The 17,908-nt window shown below is 35.7% G+C and carries 12 protein-coding genes and 1 pseudogene; 11 read left to right on the top strand and 2 right to left on the bottom strand.

Annotation, left to right across the window (positions count from 1 at the left end):
* Positions 1–391: 391 nt before the first annotated feature.
* Positions 392–3,223: an excinuclease ABC subunit UvrA gene (gene uvrA / locus FXN70_RS10570; RefSeq protein ID WP_324647426.1), complete on the bottom strand. Its 2,832-nt coding sequence runs from the start codon at positions 3,221–3,223 to the stop codon at positions 392–394.
* A gap of 163 nt (positions 3,224–3,386) precedes the next feature.
* Positions 3,387–3,761 carry a hypothetical protein gene (locus FXN70_RS10565; RefSeq protein ID WP_324647425.1) on the bottom strand — a complete coding sequence of 125 codons (375 nt, stop codon included), beginning with the start codon at positions 3,759–3,761 and terminating at the stop codon, positions 3,387–3,389.
* A 228-nt stretch (positions 3,762–3,989) separates the two neighbouring features.
* On the opposite strand from FXN70_RS10565, the gene FXN70_RS10560 reads away from it, so the two are divergent.
* The 11 genes and pseudogenes from FXN70_RS10560 (at position 3,990) to herA (ending at position 17,788) form a co-directional block, all read left to right on the top strand.
* The gene (locus FXN70_RS10560; RefSeq protein ID WP_324647424.1) at positions 3,990–4,331 is read left to right on the top strand and encodes a GlpM family protein; all 342 of its coding nucleotides are present in this window, start codon (positions 3,990–3,992) and stop codon (positions 4,329–4,331) included.
* Between the two features lie 87 nt (positions 4,332–4,418).
* A complete protein-coding gene (locus FXN70_RS10555; protein ID WP_324647423.1) occupies positions 4,419–5,501 on the top strand; it encodes a DUF475 domain-containing protein in 1,083 nt (360 codons plus the stop codon).
* A 118-nt stretch (positions 5,502–5,619) separates the two neighbouring features.
* Complete coding sequence (locus FXN70_RS10550) at positions 5,620–6,984, top strand: MFS transporter (protein ID WP_324647422.1); 1,365 nt, start codon at positions 5,620–5,622, stop codon at positions 6,982–6,984.
* 52 nt (positions 6,985–7,036) lie between these two features.
* Complete coding sequence (ssb, locus tag FXN70_RS10545; protein ID WP_324647421.1) at positions 7,037–7,636, top strand: single-stranded DNA-binding protein; 600 nt, start codon at positions 7,037–7,039, stop codon at positions 7,634–7,636.
* A gap of 154 nt (positions 7,637–7,790) precedes the next feature.
* A complete protein-coding gene (locus tag FXN70_RS10540) occupies positions 7,791–9,017 on the top strand; it encodes a site-specific integrase (RefSeq protein ID WP_324647420.1) in 1,227 nt (408 codons plus the stop codon).
* Positions 9,010–10,566, top strand: coding sequence for a site-specific integrase (locus FXN70_RS10535; protein ID WP_324647419.1), 1,557 nt, complete (start codon positions 9,010–9,012; stop codon positions 10,564–10,566). The genes FXN70_RS10540 and FXN70_RS10535 overlap by 8 nt, the downstream gene beginning before the upstream one ends.
* The gene (locus FXN70_RS10530) at positions 10,559–12,673 is read left to right on the top strand and encodes an integrase (protein WP_324647418.1); all 2,115 of its coding nucleotides are present in this window, start codon (positions 10,559–10,561) and stop codon (positions 12,671–12,673) included. Before FXN70_RS10535 ends, FXN70_RS10530 begins: the two co-directional genes overlap by 8 nt.
* A gap of 1 nt (position 12,674) precedes the next feature.
* Positions 12,675–13,094, top strand: a complete 420-nt coding sequence (locus FXN70_RS10525) for a hypothetical protein (protein WP_324647417.1) — start codon at positions 12,675–12,677, stop codon at positions 13,092–13,094.
* Positions 13,095–13,233: 139 nt separating this feature from the next.
* Positions 13,234–14,441: pseudogene (locus FXN70_RS10520) on the top strand (IS256 family transposase).
* A 315-nt stretch (positions 14,442–14,756) separates the two neighbouring features.
* On the top strand, positions 14,757–16,013 hold the full coding sequence (locus tag FXN70_RS10515; RefSeq protein WP_324647416.1) for a DUF4297 family anti-phage-associated protein: 1,257 nt from the start codon (positions 14,757–14,759) through the stop codon (positions 16,011–16,013).
* Positions 16,010–17,788: an anti-phage-associated helicase HerA gene (gene herA / locus FXN70_RS10510; protein ID WP_324647415.1), complete on the top strand. Its 1,779-nt coding sequence runs from the start codon at positions 16,010–16,012 to the stop codon at positions 17,786–17,788. Before FXN70_RS10515 ends, herA begins: the two co-directional genes overlap by 4 nt.
* Positions 17,789–17,908: the final 120 nt, after the last annotated feature.

Genomic DNA, 17,908 nt, shown 5'->3' with positions numbered 1-17,908 from the left:
CCATTGTATTGTTACAAAATATTATGTCAATCAATTCGATTGCATTACAATGTTTCAAAATTGTAGTTATTTTTAACTAAAATTTAACAAAAAATAAAATAACAGTTACAACTATTTATTTTTAATAAAAAATATTCAATTATAAAAAATGGATTTTAATCCATAATTTATATTATAAAAACATTAAGTATTGAGGGTGATACTTGAAAATCTGTTCTATTCACTATATTTCTGCCTAAAAAATAATAATAAATTGTATTTTTAGTCAACAAAACTCATTTTTTTGCGTTAGAAATAGACGAATTAGCTGGTTTTTATCATGTGGTTGTTGGTATTTTGATCGTGGTGTTGGCAGTACAATTCAATTTGTACTGCCTATTTCTGTTTAAGTTTATACGTTTAATAATGGTTTTAAAAAGTGTCCTGTATGAGAAAGGCTATTTTCAGCGACGTGTTCAGGGGTACCTTCGGCAATAATTTGTCCACCGCCAGAGCCACCTTCTGGGCCTAAATCAATAATCCAATCGGCAGTTTTAATCACATCTAAATTATGCTCAATCACCACAATAGTATTTCCTTTGTTGCGTAATTCATGCAGGATATCGAGCAATTTTGCAATATCATGAAAATGTAAACCAGTTGTTGGCTCATCCAAAATATATAAGGTTTTACCTGTGTCGCGCTTTGCCAGTTCGCGTGCCAATTTCACCCGCTGTGCTTCACCACCTGAAAGTGTTGTTGCGGCTTGCCCAAGGCGAATGTAGCCGAGCCCTACTTGGATTAAGGTATCTAAACGGCGGTAAATGACTGGAATGGCGTTAAAGAATTCTGCGGCATCTTCAACGGTCATATTCAGCACATCTGAAATTGTTTTGCCTTTATAGCCGACCTCTAATGTTTCGCGGTTATAACGTTTGCCGTTGCAAGCATCGCAAGGCACGTACATATCGGGCAAAAAGTGCATGGCGACTTTAATCATGCCATCGCCTTCACAGGTTTCGCAGCGCCCACCTTTGACATTAAATGAAAAACGTCCTGCGCTATAACCTCGGGCTTTGGCTTCTGGGGTTTGTGAAAACAATTCCCGAATAGGCGTAAATACACCCGTATAAGTGGCAGGATTAGAACGTGGCGTACGTCCAATTGGGCTTTGGTCAATATCTACGACTTTATCTAAATGTTGTAAACCATCAATCGATTGATATTTCTCTGCACTTAGCGTAGTTGCACCATTAAGTTCAGTTAGGGCAATTGGCAATAAGGTTTTGTTAATTAGGGTTGATTTTCCTGAACCTGAAACGCCTGTAACACAAGTCATAATGCCAAGTGGTAAAGTTAAATTGACATTTTTTAAATTATGACCTGATGCACCTAAAAGTTGAATTTGTTTGCTTGGGTCGGGTGGGGTACAGCGTTCTGGCACTTTAATTTTAAGTTTGCCCGATAAATATTGCCCTGTTAACGAGGCCTTGTTTTTTGCAAGTTGTTTGGCAGTGCCTTCTGCAATCACTTGCCCACCGTGAACCCCAGCACCAGGGCCAATATCAATAATATGATCGGCGGCACGAATGGCATCTTCATCGTGTTCAACCACTAAAACCGTATTACCTAAGTCGCGTAGTCGAATTAAGGTTTGTAATAGACGGTCGTTGTCGCGTTGATGCAAGCCGATGGATGGCTCATCTAAGACGTACATCACGCCCATTAAACCCGCACCAATTTGTGAAGCCAAACGAATCCGCTGTGCTTCACCGCCTGACAAGGTTTCGGCAGAGCGCGATAAACTCAAATAATTTAAACCGACACTGACTAAAAAGTGTAAGCGTTCGCGAATTTCTTTAAAGATTTTGTCGGCAATTTCACCTTTGGCACCATCGAGGTTTAAATCTTGATAATACTGTTCGGCATCGCCAATCGACATTTGGGTAATCTGATTGATGGTTTTGTCTTTGACTCGCACATGACGAGAAATGGCATTTAAGCGTGAGCCACCACAGGCATCACAGGCGGCATTCGATAAATATTGCGCCAAATCATCTCGAATATAATTACTTTCGGTTTCACGGTAACGCCGTTCTAAATGTGCGAGCACACCTTCAAACGCTTGAATGCGTTTATGCTGCCGCCCACGTTCATCGATATAACTTAAATCGATTTTTTCTTTGCCTGTGCCATATAAATATGTCTTTTGCGTATTTGGGTCAAGCGTATTCCACGGTGCATCTAAATCAAACTGATAATGCTCGGTGATTTTTTGCAGCATGCTGAAATAGTACGGACGCTGCTTATCCCATCCACGAATTGCACCTTGTTGTAGCGATAAACTCGGATTGGGAATTAATTTTTCCGCGCTAAAATGACTGCGTGTGCCCAAACCATCACAAACGGGGCACGCGCCAAAAGGATTGTTAAACGAAAACAAACGTGGTTCAAGTTCAGCCACCGCGCGGTCACATTCAGGGCATGAGTGTTTGGCAGAGAAAATGCGTTCGGGCTGTTCTTGTTTCATCCACGCCAAAATCGCAAGGTCACCACCTAATTTCAGCGCCGTTTCAAACGATTCAGCAATTCGATTACCTAAATCTTCACGGACTTTAAAGCGATCGACCACCACTTCAATGGTATGCTTTTTCTTTTTATCGAGTTCAGGTGGCGTGTCAATCTCGATAATTTCTCCATCAACACGGGCACGGACAAAACCTTGCCCTTGGAGTTGTTGAAACAGTTGAGTGTATTCGCCTTTACGTTCACGCACCACAGGGGCAAGCAGCATCAGTGCAGTGCCCTCAGGTAAGGCTTTTACCGCATCGACCATTTCTGAAATGGTTTGTGCCACCATCGGCAAGTCATGTTCAGGGCAATACGGTGTGCCGACTCGTGCATAGAGCAGGCGCAAATAATCGTAAATTTCGGTAATGGTACCAACGGTAGAACGTGGGTTATGGCTCGTTGATTTTTGTTCAATTGCAATGGCTGGAGAAAGTCCTTCAATCGCATCGACATCGGGTTTTTCCATTTGCGATAAAAATTGCCGTGCATAAGCCGATAGCGATTCGACATAACGGCGTTGACCTTCGGCATATAAAGTATCAAATGCCAATGATGACTTGCCTGAACCTGAAAGCCCTGTGATCACCACAAACTTATCGCGTGGGATATCGAGTGACACATTTTTAAGATTATGGGTACGTGCGCCTCGAATACGGATATGACTTAGGCTCATAGCGAAACAATCCTGTAATTTGATGAGTTTAAAAACAGCAGATGCTAGTTTATATGGAGATGTTGTAAAAATGTTCAAGCGGATACAAAAATGCTGCGCATGAAAAAAAGCACAGCAGTAATGCTGTGCTAAGGAGTAACCGAAGTTAGGCTATTTTTTATTTTTAGCAGGCGATAGCGTAGGTATTTTCAAAAATCGATTCGACTTGCTCAAATTTAAACTGGCAAGGCTGTTGTCCCAATTGGAATGCATAATGAATGACGACTTGCTCAAGCTGTGACAAAAAGTTTTCATAGTCTTGTGCGAAGTGTTCAATATCTAATAAATCAATACGTGAGGGATGATTACAATTATATTGAGCGATAAAACCAAGCATTAAGTCTTGAATTTGTCGATTAGTAAAATAAATTAAATAAGTTGCAGCAGAGCCACAATGTAAGCAGCCTTGATTAATATAAATTTCTTCATTCACATACCAACATTTTCGCAATGTCATCATCGCACGGATGGCTTCAGTTGCTTGAGTATCATATTGCATCGCATTTCTCTGACAAAAGTTAAACCAATATTGAATGATCTAAATGTTAAAGATTATCATTATCTTTTTAGAATGTTCGATTTCAGGCTAAAAATCAAGTTTTTTGCATGGCTTTTTTATGAAGATCGACCAAGTGCAGTTGTGTTTAAGCGTATGCGAAAATAATTCATGCCAAATCAAAAAATTATGGCATGTTATTCAAGCTTGAATGATTAGGGAGAAGAGGGCGTGCTGGGATTGTTTCTTAAATGCATATTGGGTGCATTGGTTGTGCTATTGATTTCAATTTTATCTAAAAGCAAAGCCTTTTATATTGCGGGCTTGATTCCGTTATTTCCGACCTTTGCCTTAATTGCCCACGCCATTGTATTTCAGCAACAAGGTGCAGATGCTTTACGTAAAACCGCGCTCTTTGGGTTGTGGTCGTTACTGCCTTATGCTGTCTATTTAGTTGCGGTTTATATTTTAGCAACACGAATGTCAGTTTTAGCATGTTTAAGTTCGGCAACTTTGGCTTGGGTATTCGCTGCGGCAATTTTGTTGTATGGATGGCAACTTTTTCAGCATTAAAATTAGCTTAAAAAATTGAAAAAATATCCTTTTTCGCGGATAAAAGACGCATAATAGCGCTGATTTTGAATTTAGGCGGCTATAAAGATGCAGCATTTTCGATTTTCCATCTTTTTTTCATTAATTTGCTTAGCCATTTCAGCCTATTGGGGCTATTCCCACGGGCCAGATGCTGGCATTGCAACCATGCTCAAAGCGCTGTCTATTACCGCTATTCTAGCCATTATGGAAGTCTCATTATCTTTTGATAATGCCGTAGTGAATGCTTCGATTTTGCGTGGATGGGATCATTTTTGGAAAATGATTTTTTTAACGGTGGGTATTTTGATTGCCGTTTTTGGCATGCGTTTAGTGTTTCCCATTGTTATTGTGGCCGTCACAGCAAATATGGGCATGTTAGATGTAGTACAGCTTGCATTGAATGATCCAAAAACCTATTCCATGCATTTAATTCGACATCATGCTGAAATTTCAGCTTTTGGCGGTGCATTTTTAAGTTTAGTTTTTCTTAATTTCTTTTTGGATGCCGAAAAAGATACTCACTGGTTTAAGTGGTTAGAGAATCGTTTAACTCATTTGGCCAATGTCCCTGCAATGTCGGTTTTCTTAACCTTAATTGCGTTATTGGTGATGGCACATTCCGTCGTTGAAACTGCACAGCTTGCTGTGATTACCTCAGGAATTTGGGGGATTGTGATTTATATTGGTGTGCAAGTCATTGGGCATTTGTTGGGCGGTGAACCTGAAATTGACGAACACGGCCAAGCGATTTCACATGATGCTCATGGTGCAGCGACAGGTGTGGTCAAAGCGGGGCTTGGTGGTTTTTTATATCTAGAAGTATTAGATGCATCATTTAGTTTTGATGGCGTGATTGGTGCATTTGCGATTACCTCAGATGTTGTTATCATCATGCTTGGACTTGCGATTGGCGCATTTTTTGTCCGTTCGATGACCATTTATTTGGTCGAAAAAGGCACCTTAGATGCGTACGTTTATTTAGAGCATGGTGCACATTATGCGATTGGCGCATTGGCAATTATCATGCTTGCCAGTGGCACAGGTCTGCATATTCCCGAAGTGGTTACAGGTTTAATTGGTGTGACTTTTATTGTGTGGGCAATTGTAGCTTCTATTCAATATAATCGACGACAAGCATCCACAGATTAAGCCTAATTTCAGAAAAATGTATAAAATGTTGGGGTACAATGGGTGTACCCCATTTTTATGCTAAATAGCATGACGCGCTTATTTAACGATTTGAAGATATTAGAGACACTAGATTGATATGATGAATGCTTTAGAACGCCGCTCTACCTTTGCCTTAAGTAGCATTTTTGCATTACGGATGTTAGGGCTGTTCATGATTATTCCTGTTTTTTCGGTAGCAGGGCAATCATATCAATATGCAACGCCTGCTTTATTGGGTTTAGCGGTGGGTGTTTATGGTTTAAGCCAGTCAATTCTTCAAATTCCCTTTAGCCTATGGGCAGACCGTTTTAGTCGTAAACCTTTGGTGGTGATTGGCTTGTTGCTGTTTGCTTTAGGTGGTGCAATTGCGGCAATGTCACATACCATTTATGGGGTGATTTTAGGTCGTGCTGTAGCGGGTGCGGGTGCTGTTTCTGCGGTAGTCATGGCTTTACTTGCCGATGTCACCCGTGAAGAACAACGCTCAAAAGCGATGGCTGCAATGGGTATGAGCATTGGCTTATCTTTTGTGGTGGCATTTAGTTTAGGGCCATGGCTCACGGGTTTAGTGGGGATTTCAGGACTGTTTTGGGTCACCACCATTATGGGCTTATGTGCCATTTTTATGTTGCTGTTAGTGCCTAAAACCACGCGCCATCATCGTAATTTTCAACAGGGTTATTTACCACAGTTAAAAGCCGTGTTGAAAATGCCCGATTTAAACCGTTTGCATGTGTCAGTTTTTTCGCTCCATTTATTGCTCACCGCCATGTTTATTTATGTACCATCGCAACTGATTCAATATGCAGGCATTCCTTTAGCCAAACATGGCTTGGTCTATTTACCCTTGCTGCTAATTGGCGTGTTGCTGTCTTTTCCAAGTATTATTGTTGCTGAAAAATACCGCAAAATGCGTGGTATTTTCTTGTTTGCGATTACAGGCGTGGTGCTTGGGTTACTCACCTTAATTTTTGGTTATAGCTCTAAATATGTGATTTTACTTGGGCTTGGATTGTTCTTTGTGGCATTTAACGTCATGGAGGCCTTATTGCCTTCGTGGTTATCTAAAGCTGCACCGATTCAGTCTAAAGCTACTGCCATGGGCATCAATGCAAGCGCACAGTTTTTAGGGGCATTCTTTGGTGGAACTTTGGGTGGTCAACTCCTCATGTTACATAACACTGTATTGGGATGGAGCATTTTAAGTGCGATTGCGATTGTATGGTTGTTGGTGAGTTTTAGCTTAAAACAACCACGCTATTTATCTTCAGTCATTTTACGTTTACCCGAACAAAAACAAACTGACGAATGGACTACCCAGCTTTTGGCAATTCATGGTATTGAAGAGGTGGTGGTCATGCCTGATCAGCAAATTGCGTATGTGAAAGTCGACAAAAAGCAATTAAATGAAGATGGGCGACAACATTTAACGCAGTTGTTAGGCAAAGAGCTAGTCATTTAAGTATAACTCTTATAAAGTAAAAACCTAGAGACATATAGGAAGATAGTAGACGATGCGCGGTGTAAATAAAGTTATTTTAGTCGGTACCTTAGGTCGAGATCCAGAAACCAAAACGTTTCCGAACGGTGGTTCATTAACGCAGTTTTCAATTGCAACCAGCGAGTCTTGGACGGACAAGAACAGTGGTGAAAGAAAAGAGCAAACAGAATGGCACCGTATTGTGTTGCATAACCGTTTAGGTGAAATTGCACAGCAATATTTGCGTAAAGGTTCAAAAGTTTATATTGAGGGTTCACTGCGGACTCGCCAATGGACAGACCAAAATGGTCAAGAACGTTACTTAACAGAAGTTCGTGCCGAGCAAATGCAAATGCTTGACTCGAATCGTAATAATCAGGGCGACCAAGCCGAAAATGGTGGTTTTAATCAACCTCGTTTTAACAACAATAACCAAGGTGGTTTTTCAGGCAATAACAACAATGGTTATGCACAAAACACAGGTTATCAAGGCGGTGGCTTTAATAATAGTGCGAATCAAGGTGGCTATGGCAATAATGCACCACAGGGCGGTGGTTTTAACCAAGCTGCTGCACCGAAACCTGCACAGCCTGCAACGCCTCCTGCAGATTTAGATGATGATTTACCATTTTAGTACACCCTTGAGACTATCTTTTGTTAAGTTTTAATATTTTTATTATTTAACAAAGGATTAAATAAAATATTTACAGATACTAGAAATAGTTCTGTAAATTTTTTTATTCATATATTATGATATTTAATACTTAGATATTTTGTTAATAATAACCATGATGTCTGTTAAAAGATTCGTAATGAGTAGTGGTGAGAGATTTGCTGTTCTATTGAATAGTGATGGTGTACCTATGACTTACCCAAATTTATATACGATTATTCATTCAAGAAATCGTGGACAATCTATTAATACAGTTTCAGCTCTTTTGGAAGATATTAAGTTGCTTCTTCAATTGTTGGACAAGTTGGGAATTGATTTGGAGCAAAGGGTAAAAAGTAAAGATTTTTTGAAATTAAATGAAATTGAAGCTTTAGCCAATTTAGCCAATTTTAGTCGTAGTAGATTAGATGGAATAGCTTCAAATAAAAAAATTATTAGTTTTCCAAAAATTAGAAATAAAGAATTATCTAGAGCAAAGGTGGTGATTACTCAGGACTATGTATCCAAAGATTTGATATATAGACGCTTAACCAATTTTGCTGAATATATTGCATGGTTAGAGGCATATCTTGATTCATCAGCAGTAACAGGTACTAAGAGGCTATTAAAATCTCGTAGACCTCAAAAATCAATGGATATTCAATCTGAATATAAGTCTTTTGATGGTGATCAATTAAATAGAATTCTAAAGGTAGTTGATCCTAATAATCAGAATAAAATTTGGATTTCAGATTACATTGCTTATAGAAATGAACTGATTATCTATTTGTTTCTGTATCTTGGATGTCGTAAAGGCGAGCTACTGAACTTAAAAATTACAGATATAGCTCGGCAACAAGATGGTACATCGTATCTGACTATTAAACGTAATCCTCATGATGGTAGTGATTCTAGGCTATATCAGCCCTTAGTTAAAACTAGAAGTCGATCAGTTGCGCTCAATCAGAATTTAAAGAAAAAACTAGACATTTATATTTTAAATCATAGATCAACAGTGCCTAACGCTGAGCGAACAGACTTTTTGATTTTATCAAATAAAGGACAACCACTTTCAATCAATGCTTTAGATAAAATTTTTTCTGAAATTTCTAAGGTCGTTCTATTCAATGTGCATGCACATGCCTTTAGACATACTTGGAATGATAAATTTTCTGAAAAATCGCAAATCTTAGTGGCAAAAGGTAAAACCACAGAATCTCAAGTTGAGAATGATCGTGCTTATCTGATGGGGTGGATACCAAATTCACAAAGTGCGAGAAGATATTCAAGACGTGCAGAAAACAAACGAGCAATGGAAGTGGGTTTGGGCATTCAAGAAAAATTTGAGGATGAAAATGAATAAATCACTGCAAATCGACAGTCTAAATAAGTCGCACGATACCTTTACCTCATTCAAAGGCTATAAAGTTAATATTTGTGATGAGATATGGGTGTTAGATATAAATCAGCAAGTAGATATATCGAATCTCTCGAAATTCTCGAAGGAAATTAGGTCTGATGTTTTAAGTACCTTTATACATTTTGCTAAATATAGCTCAAGCACACATACTACAGAAATGATCCGCTATGCTCTAAAATATCCTGATTTGACAGGAGAGTCAGAAATTACTTTAAAAGGTCTTTTAGAATATAAAAACTATTATAAGGATAAAAAATACGAATATAAGTTGGCGAAATTTAGAGTTTTTTTAAAAAAAATGCATGATTTAGGTTATTCCTCAATAAATGATGAAATTTATGGTTTAATTGGTTCATGGAGATTAAGTGGTAATGATAAAGGAGCAGCAGTTCTTTCGCTTGATCCAGATGAAGGGGCATTTAGTCCATTTGAATTTGAAGCAATTATTACCAGAACGAATGAATATTTAGCAGAAAATAAGATTTCTTATTACGATGCTGCTTTAATTCGTGTTTTCTGTGCGACTGGTAGACGACCAATCCAAATTTCAGGATTAAAGGTGAAAGACCTATACGTATCTGATAAATATAATTTTAATGATAAAAATGAAGTTCATATACTTAATATGCCAAGAGCTAAAGTTAGAGGTGCTAGTGGCTTTCGATTTGCTTTTAGTGAAGTGGGGATTCGTGAAAGTATTGCTCAAATTTTATTTGAGCATATTCAAATTTTAAAAAAGAAGTTAACTAAACAAATAAAGCGAGAGTTATCTGAACAAGAGTTTGCAGAGTTACCCTTATTCTATGATTTTGAGAAGTTGGCTAATCTAGATTGGAGCAATCAAAATGAAATTTCAGAAATTTTGACAAAAGAAATTATTCATATGCCCACCAGTGGATTAACCCAATTATTAAAAAGCGCAGTAAGAAAGCTTGGCATTCGTTCTAGAGAAAGTGGTAAACCAATATATATTAATGCATATCGATTTCGTTATACGCTTGGAACAAATGCTGCTAGGCAAAAGGCAGGCGTGAATGTTATTGCAAAGCTGTTAGATCATCATGATACCCAAAATGCACATTGCTATGTGCAAAGTGTGCCTGAAATTGCACAAGAAATTTCATTGATTATGGATGAAAGCTTACGTAAATATGCAGATGCTTTTCAAGGGAAAATTATGAGTGATGAGTTTGAGGCTCAATCACAAATTAAAGATGCAAATCGAATTTCTTGCGTAGAACAGGATTGTGACGTTGGTTCATGTGGTACGCATCAATATTGTAACGATTATGCGCCAATTGCATGTTATCTGTGCAGTAAGTTTATGCCTTGGGCAAATGCACCACATCATCTGGTTCTAGAGCAATTAATTAAAGAGCGAGATGATTTAATTACTATGGGGTGTAGCCTTGAAGTCGCTGCCGTAAATGACCGAACAATTATTGCGGTTCAACAAGTGATTGATGCTTGTAAGGAGTTCAATCATGGATAATTTAATATATTTTTCATCTGAAAAAGTTCAGTCTCCTTACTCCGAAATTAAGCGATTTATTGATTTTGTTAAACAATTATCAGAATTAAATGAAGATATTAGATTTGATGAGAATTATTGGAAAGGCGAAGTAAATTTTGTCAAAACAGGTATTTCATCCAAAGATAGATCACCTGAAAATCTTTTGCATCATTCAATTCTAGAATTTGCCAAGGCATATGTTAAGTATCAAAGGACTAATAGTAAATTAAGCACTAAAGATACGATTCTAGCAATTCGGGCAATAGAACAAATATGCTTGGATAGGTATGGTGAAGTTGATTTAACGAAATTGGTTATCGCTGATTTTGACTTAGCTAGTGAAAATGCAAAGGTAAACTATAAAGCGAGTTCTGCTTATCATGTAGGTAGACACTTAAAAATTCTATTGGAATTTCTTCGCCAATTAAAAATATTAGCTTTGCCAGAATGGAAAAATCCAATTAAAAAGCCTTCTGATAAATCAATTGTGTTAGATGCAGAGTCAGAGAAATATAGAGCTTCTAAACTTCCTGATGAGGATGCGATTTTTGCATTAGCTGATATTTTTTCACGAAAAGATTCAGAGTTGTCAGATAGAGATATATTTGTTACTAGTGCTGTGAGTCTGCTTTTAGCTGCGCCTGAAAGAGCATCAGAACTGTTTTTCTTAAAGAAGACTTGTATCCATGAGGAAGAAGTCCAAACGGTTTCTAAGAGTAGTTTAGGGCTTGTTGCAGATGGTTCTAATATTGAGAAAGTATTAGGAATCAGGTGGTATGCACAGAAAAATTATGGGTATGACATCAAATACATTCCGAGTATCATGATTCCAACAGTCAAACGGGCTATTGAACGTTTGATTAAGATGTCAGAAAAGCCTAGACATTTAGCATATTTGCTTGAGACAAGCGATAAGTTTCCAAGACATGAGCTTTGTCCTAAAGTGCCTGATGATCAGTTGTTAAATCGCTCTGAGGTGCTATTAGCGATGGGGTTGGATATAAACTCGGATAAGGCAAGTAATACCGGAATAACCTTTTTAAGAACTAGAGGTATTCCTATAGAAGACAATGTTATTTGCCTGAATGATTTAAATATTATTCTGCGAAATAGACTACCTAAAGGTTTTCCCTATATACCTTTTAAAACAGGTAATGGTGTACAGGTTAAATGGTCAGAAGCTTTATTTGCTTGTTTTCATAATCAATTCCATTCAGAGAAAATAACTGTTTTTTCAGAGTTGTGGATACCCCATCTTTCTACTTTAAATGAAGGTTTATCGCCAACCAAAAAGAAGTTACGAGGAAAAGATGAATTAGCAAATGTACAATCTATTTTTCAACGGTGGGGGTATGGTGATTATAGTATGACTACTCACCAGTTCAGGCATCTGTTGAATACGATAGCAAATACCAATGGAATGGATAGTATGTTGCTTGCTAAATGGTCAGGGCGAGCTGATATGAAGCAAAATCGAGTATATGACCACACTAGCGTTGAAGATCGTAATTATGGCTTAATTGAGATGCAGAAAAATGAGGTTGGTTCAGTAAATACTGATAGTACATTTACATTCCAGATCGCTACACCTCGAACTCTACAGGAGCTAAATACTAGAACAACGTTGTCCATGCACACAACTGAGTTTGGACTTTGTACACATTCTTATATTGATGAACCCTGTCTAAAATATCGGAATTGTTTAAATTGTACGGAACATGTCTGTATTAAAGGTGATGAGGAAAAGAAAAAAAGGCTTAAAGGTCGGCTTAGGAAAGAAAAAATTTTATGGGAAAAGGATAAAGAGGCTGCTGGTAAAAATATTACTGGTGCAACGGTCTGGTTGGAAATGAGAGAACTTACGATCAAGCGGTGTGAACATATGATTGCATTATTGGATGATCCCAACATTCCTGATGGTACACCTTTGAGTCTCCCCCCTTCTGAAGATGTCACACATCTTGATTTGGCTTATCAAAAGGCGGGGCGTAAACGTATTCCTGTAATTGAGAATACTCAACGTAGAAAGGTAGAGGATGATGTACATTCACTCAACTCTGTATTGCTAATGGATTCATGGATTTGATATGGCACAGCATTTAACTGACAAAGACATTGAGAATATTGTCGAGCTTCTTGATTATTGGTCTCTAGATGAGAAATTGACATGGGAGCGGCTCTGTAAGGCTATTGAATTACAGTTAGAACTTGTGCCTGCACCAACTCGTCAAACGTTGCAGAAATACGCACGTATTAAGAATGCTTATGACCAATGTAAAAAGCCATCTAAAGCTTTGAATATAAATATCAATCAGGTGAGGAAGCTACCTGCTAGTTTGAAAATTGCTCAAACTAAAATTGAAGCTTTGGAAGCTAAGAATGCCAGATTGGAAAAAGAAAATGCTATGTTGTTGGAACAGTTTGTGGTGTGGCAATACAATGCTCATAAATATGGAGTGAATATTGATCAATTGAATGACCCTTTGAGTATGAAAAGCTCAGGCTAATAAATTATATTTATGTATTTGCTATTAATTTAAAAGACTCAAAATAGGGTGTGAAGTTTTCCTTGAGACTGTTCTGAATTTTGTGTAAGTACTTAATTTTCATTTATCCTATACAGGATAATAAAAAGAGGTACTTCACATGGATGAAGCAACAATCAAAAAAATGGCTGCTGAATTGGCTAAAAGTCTAAAAACACCAGAAGACTTAAACCAAATGACTGCTGTTTTTAAAAAATTCATGATTGAGACAGCACTCAATACAGAACTTTCCGAACATTTAGGCTATGAAAAACATGAAACTCGCAAAGGCTCCAATGCGCGTAATGGTTTCAGTGCTAAGAAAGTTTTAACACTTGATGGATCACTTGATTTAGAGATTCCACGCGATCGTGAGAGCTCATTTGAGCCCCAAATTATTAAGAAGTATCAAACACGCATTACGAGTATAGATGATCAAATCCTCTCACTGTATGCAAAAGGAATGACAAATAGAGAAATTGTCGCATTCTTTAAAGAAATGTACGATGCCGACGTTTCAGCATCTCTCATAAGCAAAGTTACCGATGCTGTAATTGAACAAGTGACTGAATGGCAAAATAGAACACTAGATAGCCTATATCCCGTTGTATATTTAGATTGTATTGTTGTTAAGGTGCGTCACACTCTACAGTGATTAATAAGTCTGTTTACCTTGCTTTAGGTATCAATATGGATGGGCAGAAAGAGCTGCTAGGCATGTGGATTGCCCAAACAGAAGGGGCGAAATTCTGGTTATCTGTCATGACCGAACTCAAAAATCGAGGAGTACAAGATATTCTAGTTGCTTGTGTAGATGGCTTAAAAGGTTTCCCTGATGCGATAGCCTCGGTTTATCCTCATACAGACATCCAACTATGCATTGTACACGTTGTACGCAATAGCCTGCGCTTTGTCAGCTGGAAGGACTATAAGGCGGTGACTTCTGGTCTAAAGGCAATCTATCAGGCGAGTACAGAAGAAAATGCTTTGAAATCTTTAGATATATTCTGTGATCAATGGAACCATCAGTACCCTAAAATTGGGGAGTCTTGGCGAGCCAATTGGGAAAATATCCGTACAATATTTAGCTATCCAGCTGAAATACGTCATGCGATTTATACAACGAATGCGATTGAATCATTGAATAGTGTGATCCGCCATTCAACCAAGAAGCGAAAGATATTCTCTTCTGATGATTCAGTCAAAAAAGTTATTTACTTGGCAACAACCAATGCCGCAAAAAAATGGACAATGCCAATTCAAAATTGGCGTTTAGCAATGAATTGGTTTACGATTCATTTCGATGATCGATTAAAAGATCATTTATAAAAAATGGAACTTACACAAAATAATTTACAGGCTCTTTTCCTTATCTTGAATTCTAATTACTTAAACGTTTAATTGTTCTCAGAACGACTCATTCATTTCAAGCAAACGAAAACTTACATCTTTATAAGCTTCACGTTAGTTTTAGAGGGAATCAAAGCATAGACCGATTTATTTAAAATAGATCGTCAGAGGTAGGTTTGTTAACAAAGCTTGCTTAAACAAGAAATGCATATATGGTTTACTCAGTGGCGATTTTTGTTGAAAATAAATAGTTATTATTTATACTAATTTTATTGAATTTCATGTAAAAATATTATGACAAAATCAAGAGATGCTATAGATACAATAAGGGGATATTACTATCAATTTGACTTAACTATTAGTCAAATTCTTTCTCAAACAAATGAAAAAAATTCTATTGAAATAGAGGGTATTGAAGACATTGATATCACAAGCTTAGATGGAAAAGAAAGTATTCAATGTAAGTATTATGAAGGTTCTGCCTATAAACACTCACTTATCAAAGATGCGATAGTATTTTTTGCAGAACACTATTCAAAAGTAAAAAACAATCCTGAGAAAAAAATAAAATATACTTTGTATGGTTATTATAAGTCAGGCCATAATTCCTTAGATGGTAAATTAGATGTTGAATTTTATAAGGAAAATTTTTTCACTTATAAGAAATATAAGAAAGAAATGATAGATGGGAAAGAGAAAACAGTATTAGATAAACTTGTTTTAAAACATGAAGAGTTTTCATTAAGTGATAAAGATATTTTGGATTTTATCTCATTGGTTAAAATAAATATTAATGGGAAAGAGTTTGCTGAATTGGAAGATTTAGTAATAACCCAGTTGGAAAATCAATTTAATTGCTCAAAAATAATGGCAGATTATTATTATAATAATAGTTTGGCTATTATTAAGAGTTTGGCAGTAAATAAAAATATAAATAAAAGAAAAATCACTAAAAAAGATTTTGTTCATAAGATATCTGAATCTGAGAAAAAAATTTTTAATGCTTGGTATTTTAAAAAAAGAGGATCTAAAAATTACAACAATAATATAAAAAATCAAATTTTTAAAAATAATAGAAATTCGGATTATTTTAGAATATTTATGATCGAGAATAATATGTTTGGTAAAATGGATTTGGTTGATTTTTTAATTGAATTATCGAGAAAATGGTCTAATTTAGATGGTAAAAGGATTATTGAGAAATTTTGCCCATCAGTTTATCTTCATAATTACTGTGATAAAGATTTAGTAGAAGTTAAATCATTACTAATGGGATATGGTGTGCTAATTGAAGATGGGCACTACTATAATAACTCTAAATTTAACTCAAAGTTATTTGTAAGAATTCCAACACATAATACATGTAATTATAGGGTTAATTTAAAAATTATTAATACATTAAATGATTTGGAAAGTATTTTAAAAGAGGATACAAAATATAAAATTATTTATCAGTTTTATGCAAAAGAGCCATTTTTTTCCAGTTCAAATGTAATGCATCATGATATATATTTTGATAAATTAAATTCTATAAAGGAAATGATCTTATGAATAATATTGAAGAACCTAAAAATACTGCTGAGGTCGTTTCTGTAAGACCGAATAAGATAGTTATTCAAGTTGATGACTTGAATAACTTTGAGGTTGCAGGTGAAACTCTAAAAGTTGGGTCATACTTAAAAGTAACAAGTAATGACTCAGCAGTTTTGATGGCGATAATTGAAAATTTTTCAATTGCTCTTAATAATCATAATGAAAGAATCTATTTAATTGAAGCATTGCCATTGGGTATTTTGGATGACGGAAAGTTTACTAGAGGTGGTGACTCTATAGCAATACCTCCTCGAAAGGTCGAACCAGCTACAATCGAAGATATGAAAGCTATTTATCAAAATTTTGATTCTAATAAAGTATTTTCATTTTCAAAACTTGCTGCTCGGCAAGAAATAAGAATTCCAGTAAATGGTGACAATTTTTTTAATAAACATGTAGCTATTTTAGGTTCTACAGGATCAGGAAAATCTAACACTCTTGCTAGTATTATTCAAAAGTCAATTATTCCAAATGAGGGAAAAAGAAATAATTCGCACATTATAATATTTGACATTCATTCTGAATATAAAACAGCTTTTCCAGATGCAAACTTTATAGACATTAATAAACTTAAACTACCATATTGGTTGTTAAATAGTGAAGAATTAGAAGAAATTTTATTAGATACGGGTGAAAGAGATAACTATAATCAGTCTTCAGTTTTTAGGAAGTTAGTAACATTAAATAAAATGAAACATAATAATGGTAGAAAAAAAGTTTTTTATGATTCTCCTATTCGTTTTGAGATTTCAGAAGTTGAGAATGCTATTTTCAACTTAAAGAATGAAACTAAAAACTATAAAGATCAAAATAGATATATGATTATAGATAGCCAATATTCATTGGAAGCAAATGGTAATGTTAAAGACGATTCAGGATTTTATTTTGAGGTTGAACAGGAGAAAATTGAATATTATTTTAAAGATAAATATGAATTTCATGGTGCTAAAAATAGTAATATAAGTAAGGGAACATATGCTGATGGTACTTTAGAGAAGTTTTATATTCGCTTTTTAGAAAAAATAAAACAAGACCGTTTAGAGTTTTTATTTGGAGATCAGGCTAGAGAGTCGACATTTGAAGATATTCTTAAAACCTTATTAGGTTATGAAGATAACAATGAATCTAATGTAACGATAATTGATTTAAGTGATGTTCCTTTTGAAGTGTTAAGTATCACAGTCTCACTAATTTCTAGATTAATTTTTGAGTATGGGTATATTTATAAAAGATTAAGATATAATTTGAATAATGATGAGCAAGTAAATAATGATGCTCCGATTCTACTTGTATATGAAGAAGCGCATAAATATGTACCTAATAGTGACTTGGTGAAATTTAGAGCATCTAAAAAAGCAATTGAACGTATAGCAAAAGAAGGTCGTAAGTATGGTGTAACTCTTTTGTTATCTAGCCAGAGACCATCCGAAATTTCGGAAACAATTTTTGCGCAATGTAACAATTTCATTGCAATGCGTTTAACGAATCCTATCGATCAAAATTATGTGAAAAAGTTATTACCTGATTCCTTGGGATCTTTAATAGATACTTTGCCAAATTTAAAACAAGGTGAAGCCCTTGTAATTGGTGATTCCATTGTTCTTCCTTCAATTGTATGTATAGATGAATGCGCCCCAAAACCATCATCTAATGATATTCCTTTTTGGCAATTATGGAAGAAAGACTGGACTAATATTGCCTTTGATGAAATTATTAAAGAATGGCATCAGTAATATATTTTTATTGGTCTTATACATAGGTATAGGCCATCAAAACAAATATTGTGATTAAAATTAACGAAAATCATTACATTTTGATTTAAATCATTGTATTTTAATTAAATAATTTAAATT

The organism is Acinetobacter sp. MD2 (genome assembly GCF_035615575.1).
GTDB lineage: Bacteria > Pseudomonadota > Gammaproteobacteria > Pseudomonadales > Moraxellaceae > Acinetobacter.
This window is presented reverse-complemented; position numbering and strand designations above follow the sequence as displayed.